Source organism: Pseudomonas sp. (assembly GCF_041601375.1).
In the GTDB taxonomy this organism is placed as follows: Bacteria; Pseudomonadota; Gammaproteobacteria; order Pseudomonadales; family Pseudomonadaceae; genus Aquipseudomonas.
Genome location: NZ_JBFIIG010000192.1, coordinates 1 through 7,756, shown reverse-complemented (window position 1 = coordinate 7,756; position 7,756 = coordinate 1). Strand labels below are relative to the sequence as shown.

7 protein-coding genes are annotated in these 7,756 nt (G+C 65.3%); 4 read left to right on the top strand and 3 right to left on the bottom strand.

Annotation, left to right across the window (positions count from 1 at the left end):
- Nucleotides 1-163 precede the first annotated feature (163 nt).
- Complete coding sequence (locus ABZE94_RS18545; protein WP_372877262.1) at nucleotides 164-706, bottom strand: gamma carbonic anhydrase family protein; 543 nt, start codon at nucleotides 704-706, stop codon at nucleotides 164-166.
- 182 nt (nucleotides 707-888) lie between these two features.
- On the opposite strand from ABZE94_RS18545, the gene ABZE94_RS18540 reads away from it, so the two are divergent.
- From ABZE94_RS18540 to ABZE94_RS18525, 4 genes are all read left to right on the top strand, one after another.
- Entirely contained in the window at nucleotides 889-2,580 is a 1,692-nt protein-coding gene (locus ABZE94_RS18540; RefSeq protein WP_372877260.1) for a diguanylate cyclase, read from the top strand.
- A gap of 145 nt (nucleotides 2,581-2,725) precedes the next feature.
- Complete coding sequence (gene prlC / locus ABZE94_RS18535; protein WP_372877259.1) at nucleotides 2,726-4,774, top strand: oligopeptidase A; 2,049 nt, start codon at nucleotides 2,726-2,728, stop codon at nucleotides 4,772-4,774.
- Nucleotides 4,771-5,058 (top strand): YheV family putative zinc ribbon protein, encoded by a 288-nt coding sequence (locus ABZE94_RS18530; RefSeq protein WP_372877257.1) that lies wholly within the window; start codon nucleotides 4,771-4,773, stop codon nucleotides 5,056-5,058. The genes prlC and ABZE94_RS18530 overlap by 4 nt, the downstream gene beginning before the upstream one ends.
- 258 nt (nucleotides 5,059-5,316) lie before the next feature.
- Entirely contained in the window at nucleotides 5,317-6,378 is a 1,062-nt protein-coding gene (locus ABZE94_RS18525; protein ID WP_372877255.1) for a PA0069 family radical SAM protein, read from the top strand.
- A 60-nt stretch (nucleotides 6,379-6,438) separates the two neighbouring features.
- On the opposite strand, the gene ABZE94_RS18520 is transcribed toward ABZE94_RS18525, so the two are convergent.
- Together ABZE94_RS18520 and ABZE94_RS18515 are read right to left on the bottom strand one after the other, a co-directional pair.
- Nucleotides 6,439-7,431, bottom strand: coding sequence for a LacI family DNA-binding transcriptional regulator (locus ABZE94_RS18520; protein WP_372877253.1), 993 nt, complete (start codon nucleotides 7,429-7,431; stop codon nucleotides 6,439-6,441).
- 97 nt (nucleotides 7,432-7,528) lie between these two features.
- Nucleotides 7,529-7,756, bottom strand: a 228-nt coding sequence (locus tag ABZE94_RS18515) for a GH32 C-terminal domain-containing protein (RefSeq protein ID WP_372877251.1), incomplete at its 5' end; no start/stop codon positions are given.

The following is a 7,756-nucleotide window of genomic DNA, read 5'->3' as shown; positions in this document are numbered from 1 at the left end:
GTTCACTGCCGCATAGGCAGCTCAGAAAGGGATGTTCGGGAAGAACTTATCCGCGATGAAGTTCACTGCCGCATAGGCAGCTCAGAAACACTCCACCCAGCTATCCACCATGCACGGCTGCTTCACTGCCGCAAAGGCAGCTCAGAAATGCCGCCCCGCTTCATCAGCTGGTATAGCCTTCCATCAGGTGCTGATCCTTCAGACGCACGTAGTTGTCGGCGCTGTAGCGGAAGTAGCTACGTTCCTTTTCGGTCAGTTCGCGGGCTTTTTTCGCCGGGCTGCCGACGTACAGGTAGCCGCTTTCCAGGTGGCTGCCGGGGGTGACCAGGCTGCCGGCGCCGAGCACCACTTCCTCGTCGATCACCGCGCCATCCATGATGATGCTGCCCATGCCGATCAGCACCCGGCTGGCGATGTTGCAGCCGTGCAGGGTGACGTTGTGGCCGATGGTCACGTCGTCGCCGATATTCAGCGGGTAGCCGCGCGGGTTGAAGGGCCCGGCGTGGGTGATGTGCAGCACGCAGCCATCCTGGATACTGGTGCGGTTGCCGATGCGGATGCTGTGCATGTCGCCGCGGATCACCACCAGCGGCCAGATCGAACTGTCGGCGCCGATTTCCACGTCGCCCATAACCACGGCCGAGACATCGACGAAGGCCCGCTCGCCGAGCTGCGGGGTGAACTGTTGGTAACTGCGGATTGCCACGATGGGAGTCTCCCGAGCTAGTTTATGCATGAGTGTAATCAACTCTGGCCGATAACGCCGGTCTGGCGAGTGGAGCCGCTCGCCAGAAATTGATGTCTCAAGGCCATTTACGCTGGCAGAATGCGGCAAAAAGCTTCCTCCTAGTTGACGGAGGGGCACGCAGACGCAAGGTCAGGTTTTCGATGGTGGTGGGGGATCTATTGAGCGTAAGGGCGGCGGCCTGGCGCATCCTGGCCGGCTTGTCGCTTTGGCTGTGTTTCGGGCTGGTTCAGGCCGAGGTGCGCGCGCTGGTTCTGCCTCAGCAGGGCGAGACGGTCAACCTGGCGCCCCATCTGCAGTTGCTCGAGGACCCCAGTGGTCAGCTCAGCCTGGAGCAGGTTCAGGCCATGGAGTTCCGCGACAATCAGGCCGAGTCGGCCAACTTCGGCTTCAGCCATTCGGCCTGGTGGGTGCGGGTGCGCCTGAGCAACCCCTCCGCGCAAATCCGCCACCTGATGCTGCGCCAGGACTATCCGCTGATCGATTGGCTCGATTTCTGGAGCCCTCAACCAGATGGCAGCTGGCAGGTGCGCAACACTGGCGACCGGCGGCCATTCGCCAGCCGCGAGATTCACCATCGCGATTTCATCTTCAGCCTGGACCTGCCGCCTTACAGTGAACAGAGCTATTACCTGCGCTATGCCTCGGCCGGGCCGATCAACATCGGCCTGGGCCTGTCCTCGGCGCAGACACTGTTCGAGCGTATCAGCCTGGAGCAGCTGGCCTACGGCTTCTACTACGGGGCCTTCCTGTCGCTGGTGCTGTACAACCTGTTCATGTTCCTGGTGGTGCGCGACCGGGCGTTCTTCTTCTACCTGCTGTACGTCAGCTGCTACGGCCTGTACATGGCCGTGCACAACGGCCTGAGCTACCAGTTCCTTTGGCCGGACAGCCCGCGCCTGGCCAACGACAGCCTGTTGCTGCTGCTCGGCCTGTCGCTGCTCTGGGCGCTGCAGTTCGCCCGCGACATCCTCGCCACCCGCCAGCTGGCACCGCGCCTGGATCGGCTCAGCCAGGTGCTGCAGGGCCTGTGCGTCCTACTGATGCTGGGCATTCCCGAGTTCAGCTATGGCCAACTGATCCAGCCGTTTGCCGGGTTGACCCTGGTCATCACCCTGCAGCTGCTGCTGCTCGGCGTGCTCGCGCTGCTGGCCGGTGCACGCCCGGCCCGCTACTACCTGCTGGCTTGGTCCACGTTGTTGGTTGGGGTGCTGATCTACATGCTGAAGACCTTCGGCTGGTTGCCGCACAATATGCTGACGCAGAATGCCTTCCAGCTCGGCTCGCTGATAGAGATGGTGCTGCTGTCGCTGGCCCTCGGTAGCCGGGTGCGCGAGTTGAAGCGCAGCAGTTATCTGGACGCCCTGACTGGCCTGTGCAATCGCCGCCACTTCGACGGTCAGATGCACAAGGAGCTGCAGATGGCGCGTCAGCTCGGCCGGCCGCTCAGCCTGTTGCTGCTGGACATCGACCACTTCAAGCGCTTCAACGACAACCACGGCCATCAGGCCGGCGACCGCGCCTTGCAGAAAGTGGCGCGGCTGCTGCAATGCGAGGTGCGCAAGCCGTTCATTGCCTGCCGCCACGGCGGCGAGGAATTCGCCGTGATCATGCCCAACAGCAGCGCGGCGGACGCCACGGTGCTGGCCGAACGCTTGCGCCGCGAACTGGCCAACCTGGTCGAGGGTGATGTGCCCCTGACCCTGAGCATCGGCCTGGCCAGCCTGGCCGATGGTCCTTTCGAATGCCCTGAACAGCTCTTCGCCGCTGCCGATGAGGCGCTCTACGCCGCCAAGCGTGGTGGCCGCGACCAGTTGGTGTGTTACCAGGGCTAGCGTCGCGGCCGGGGGCGCGGCGATGTGCCGCCGTCAGGTCAATCGCGCCGATAGAGCGCTTTGCTGCGGCTGCGGGCCTGGCTTGTATTAAGATAGCGGCCATTACGGCGCGTTCGACGCCGCCCGAATTAGCCAAGGTGCCACCGTGACTGCGAACAATCCGCTGCTGCAAGATTTCGACCTGCCGCCCTACTCCGCCATTCGCCCGGAGCACGTCGAGCCGGCCATCGATAGCATTCTCGCCGACAACCGTGCGGCCATCGCCGATCTGCTCAACCGTCAGGCCGACCAGCCGAGCTGGGACGGGCTGGTGCTGGCGCTCGACGAATTGAATGATCGTCTTGGCCGCGCCTGGAGCCCGGTCAGCCATCTCAATGCGGTGTGCAACAACGCCGAGTTGCGTGCGGCCTATGAGACCTGCCTGCCCAAGCTGTCCGAGTACTCGACCGAGCTGGGCCATAACCGTGCGCTGTACGAGGCCTACCATGCCTTGGCCGCGAGCCCCGAGGCGGCCGGGTTCGACGTCGCCCAGCAGACCATCCTCAAGCACAGCCTGCGCGACTTTCACCTGTCCGGCATCGACCTGCCCGAGGCCGAGAAGCAGCGCTTCGGCGCCATTCAAAGCAAGCTCTCCGAGCTGGGCAGCCGCTTCTCCAACCAGCTGCTCGATGCCACCCAGGCCTGGAGCAAGCAGGTCAGCAGCGAGGCAGCGCTGGCCGGCCTGACCGATTCGGCCAAGGCGCAGATGGCCCAGGCGGCCGAGGCCAAGGGCCTGGACGGCTGGCTGATCAGCCTGGAATTCCCCAGCTATTTCGCGGTGATGACCTACGCCGACGACCGCGCCCTGCGCGAAGAGGTGTATGCCGCCTATTGCACCCGCGCCTCCGATCAGGGGCCGAATGCCGGCCAGCATGATAACAGCCCGGTGATGTTGGAAATCCTCGCCTTGCGCCAGGAACTGGCCAAGCTGCTGGGTTTCGCCAACTACGCCGAGCTGAGCCTGGCGAGCAAGATGGCCGAGTCCACCGACCAGGTGCTGCACTTCCTGCGTGACCTGGCGGTGCGCAGCAAGCCGTTCGCCGCCCAGGACCTGGCCGAGCTGCAAGCCTTCGCCGCCGAGCAAGGCTGCCGCGACCTGCAAAGCTGGGATGTCGGCTACTACAGCGAGAAGCTGCGCGAGCAGCGCTACAGCATTTCCCAGGAAATCCTTCGCGCCTACTTCCCCGTCGACAAGGTGCTGGGCGGCCTGTTCGCCATCGTCGAGAAGCTCTATGGCATCCAGATCGAGGAGCTGTCCGGGTTCGACGCCTGGCACCCGGATGTACGCCTGTTCGAGATCAAGGAGCACGGCGAGCATGTCGGGCGCTTCTTCTTCGACCTTTACGCTCGCGCCAACAAGCGCGGCGGCGCCTGGATGGACGGCGCGCGCGACAAGCGGCGCAGCACCTCGGGCAAGCTAATCAGCCCGGTGGCCAACCTGGTGTGCAACTTCACGCCTAGTGTCGGCGACAAGCCGGCGCTGCTGACCCACGACGAAGTCACTACCCTGTTCCACGAATTCGGTCACGGCCTGCATCACCTGCTGACCCGGGTCGAGCATGCCGGCGCGTCGGGGATCAATGGCGTGGCCTGGGATGCGGTCGAGCTGCCGAGCCAGTTCATGGAGAACTGGTGCTGGGAGCCCGATGGCCTGGCGCTGATTTCCGGTCACTACCAAACGGGCGACGCCCTGCCGCAGAACCTGCTGGACAAGATGCTGGCGGCGAAGAACTTCCAGTCCGGTCTGATGATGGTGCGCCAGCTGGAATTCAGCCTGTTCGACTTCGAACTGCACGCCACCCATGGCGACGGCCGCAGCGTGCTCGAGGTACTCGAAGGCATCCGCGACGAAGTCTCGGTGCTGCGCCCGCCGGCCTACAATCGCTTCCCCAACAGCTTCGCGCACATCTTCGCCGGCGGTTACGCGGCCGGTTACTACAGCTACAAGTGGGCCGAAGTGCTGTCGGCGGATGCCTTCTCGCGCTTCGAGGAAGAGGGTGTGTTCAACAGCGACACCGGCCGCGCCTTCCGCGAGGCGATCCTCGCCCGTGGCGGCTCGCGCGAACCGATGGAGTTGTTCGTCGACTTCCGCGGCCGCGAGCCGAGCATCGACCCGCTGCTGCGTCATCTGGGCCTGAGCCGGGAGGCCGCATGAGCGACGTACCGGTGAATGTCAGCAAGCGCCGCTTTATCGCCGGCGCCGTATGCCCGGCGTGCAGCGAGCTGGACAAGATCCAGATGTGGGACGAAGACGGCGTGCCGCACCGCGAATGCGTGGCCTGTGGCTACGCCGATACCCTGGATGAACGCGGCAACTCGGTGCCCAGGGAGCTGCCGACCCGGGTCAACGTCAGCGGCCTGAAACCCAAGGCGGCCGACCCCAAGGTGCAGGCGGTGCAGTTCTTCCCCAATCCCAAGCTGAAGAAGCCGACCGAGTAAGCCCGCAGGGGCTAACCGCTGCTGTCGCCCGGCGCCGCGGTTTTCAGGTGTTGGCTTCGTCGCTGACGCCCAGCGTTACGGGCGGCGTGCCCAGGCGCCAGCCTGGGAGCGATGAACGCGATGGCGGATGGAAAGCGGCTGCCACAGGCCGTGCCCATGGCCATGGGGTCGACGGCCTGGGCCGGCAGGCGACGGCTGGTACTTGGTGATCAGGCAGAATAACTGTATTTATATACAGTATTCTGTCGGAGTCGCCCCATGTCCGTTTCCCTGCCGCCGCGCGGTCGCGCTACCGCCAGCAACCCGCACAACCGTTTCGCCCCGACCCGTTCGCTGGCCGAGGACGACGGCTGGTTTCAGGACGAGACGCCGCCGTCGCGCGCCACCGAGGTGCGCAGCGAACTGGCGAAGACGGTGATCACCCGCAACAACTCGCCGGATGTCGGTTTCGACCGTTCGGTGAATCCCTATCGGGGCTGCGAGCACGGCTGCGTCTACTGCTTCGCCCGGCCCAGCCACGCCTATTGGGACATGTCGCCGGGCATCGATTTCGAAACTAGGCTGATCGCCAAGACCAACCTGGCCAGCCGCCTCGAGGAAGAGCTGCAGAAGCCCGGCTATGTACCGCAGCCGATCGCCCTGGGCATCAACACCGACGCCTACCAGCCGATCGAGCGCGAGCAGCGCCTGACCCGCCAGGCCCTGGAGATTCTCCTGCGCTACAAGCATCCGCTGCACATCATCACCAAGGGTTCGCTGATCCTGCGCGACCTCGATCTGCTCAGTGAGCTGGCCAGCCAGCGCCTGGTCAGCGTGGCCTTCAGCCTGACCACCCTGGACGACGAACTGAAACGCATCATGGAGCCGCGCGCCGCCTCGCCGGGGGCACGCTTGCGCGCCATGCGCACGCTGCACGAGGCCGGGGTGCCGGTCGGGGTGATCTGTGCGCCGATGATTCCGCTGATCAACGACAGCGAGCTGGAGCGCCTGCTCGAGGCCGCCCGCGATGCCGGCGCGCGCTCGGCCGGCTATGTGCTGCTGCGCCTGCCGCTGGAGATCGCCGAGCTGTTCGAGCAGTGGCTGCAGGCGCACTTTCCCGAGCGCGCCGTGCATGTGATGAGCCTGATCCGCCAGTCGCGCGGCGGCAAGAACTACGACAGCCGCTTCGGCAGCCGCATGCGCGGTGAAGGCCCGTTCGCCGAACTGCTGGCCCAGCGCTTTCGCCTGGCCAGCCGCAAACTGGGCCTGGATCGCCGCGATACCCAGGGCCTGGACTGCTCGCAGTTCTGCCCGCCGGGCGCGCAGCTGAGCCTGCTCTGAGAGGCTGTGAAAAAACTCCCGCCTACTGCGACTGTCTCCAAGCGCCCGTGCAGAGCGCCATCAAAGCGAGGCGCGGATGACCAGCGGACAGTCCACCCGCTGAGTCCCGGATAGGTCGAGGCCCTCGATCAGGTGACGCGCGGCGCGCTGGCCGATCTCGTAGTAGGGCAGTTGCACCGTGGTCAGCGGCGGCAGGAACAGCTCGGCGATGCCGATCATGTTGTCGTAGCCGAGCACGGCGACGTCAGCGGGGATCTTCAGGCCGCGGGCCAGCAGCACCTGATAGGCGCAGAAGGCGATGCGGTCGTTGCCGCAGATGAGGATGTCGAACTGCGGCCGGCCCTCGACGATGTGCCGGTCGAGGATCGTCAGCGTCTCGCCATAGGCGTCATGGGCCGAGAGGTCGTACTGCAGGAGCGCCTCGGGCGCCAGGCCGAACTCGCGGAAGGCCCGTTGCATGCCCTTCTGGCGCAGTTCCCAGGCCAGGCTCTGGTTCGGCAGGTTGATGCACAGGGGGCGGCTATAGCCCTGGCTCAGGGCATGCTGCACGGCGCGGTATTGTCCGCTTTCGTCATCCGGCACGTAGCTGACCAGGCTGCTGTCCTCGGCCTGGCAGTTGGCCAGGATCAGCGGTTTGCTCTTCAGCCGCTCGGGAACGCTCACCCGGCGCAGCCCCATGGCGCTGAAGATCAGGCCGTCGGGACGGTGCGAGAGCATCAGGTCGATGCTCTGCTCGCTGGGTGGGTTGCTCAGCAGGTTGAGCACGAACACGTTCCAGCCGGCCTGTTGCGCGGTCCGCTCGATGGACAGCAGCAGCTCGACCGCAAACGGTGTGGTCGCGGTATCCAGCGCGAACACGCCGATGGTTCGGCTCTGCAGGTTGTCGCCGCGGATCTTGCGCGCCGACATGCTGGGCACGAATTGCAGTTCATCGATGGCGCGGCGTACCCGCTGGTAGGTCTCGGGGCTTAGCTTCTCGGGACTGTTGAGCGCCCGCGAAACCGTCATCAGGGACACGCCGGCTAGCCGTGCAACGTCTTTTACTGAAGTCATGCAAACCAACCAGGCAGGGTGAGTCGCGAATCATGCCACAGCGCCGCCGCCTGCCGCGACGGGCAGCCGGAGGCGGCCGCAGCAGGTGCACGCGTGTTCACGGGCTGTCCACCCAGCCCGAGGCCAGGTGCCAGGCCTGGTGGATCGCCACCCGCCCGCTGCCGGCGCCGAACAGCTTCAGCCCGAGGCTGCCGGGCTGCGGATAGATGCGGCTGCTGAGGCTGAAGCTGCCGTCTGCGGCGAACACCTCGATGGAGGAGCGGTCGAGAAACACCCGCAGCCGTAGGGGTTCCCGGGCGGGCGCCAGCGCCACGCTGCGCTGACC

Excerpts from the sequence above, each read along its gene's own strand:
- ABZE94_RS18520 (WP_372877253.1), bottom strand. The coding sequence starts at position 7,431 with ATGACTTCAGTAAAAGACGTTGCACGGCTAGCCGGCGTGTCCCTGATG.
- ABZE94_RS18540 (WP_372877260.1), top strand. The coding sequence starts at position 889 with ATGGTGGTGGGGGATCTATTGAGCGTAAGGGCGGCGGCCTGGCGCATC.
- ABZE94_RS18530 (WP_372877257.1), top strand. The coding sequence starts at position 4,771 with ATGAGCGACGTACCGGTGAATGTCAGCAAGCGCCGCTTTATCGCCGGC.
- ABZE94_RS18525 (WP_372877255.1), top strand. The coding sequence starts at position 5,317 with ATGTCCGTTTCCCTGCCGCCGCGCGGTCGCGCTACCGCCAGCAACCCG.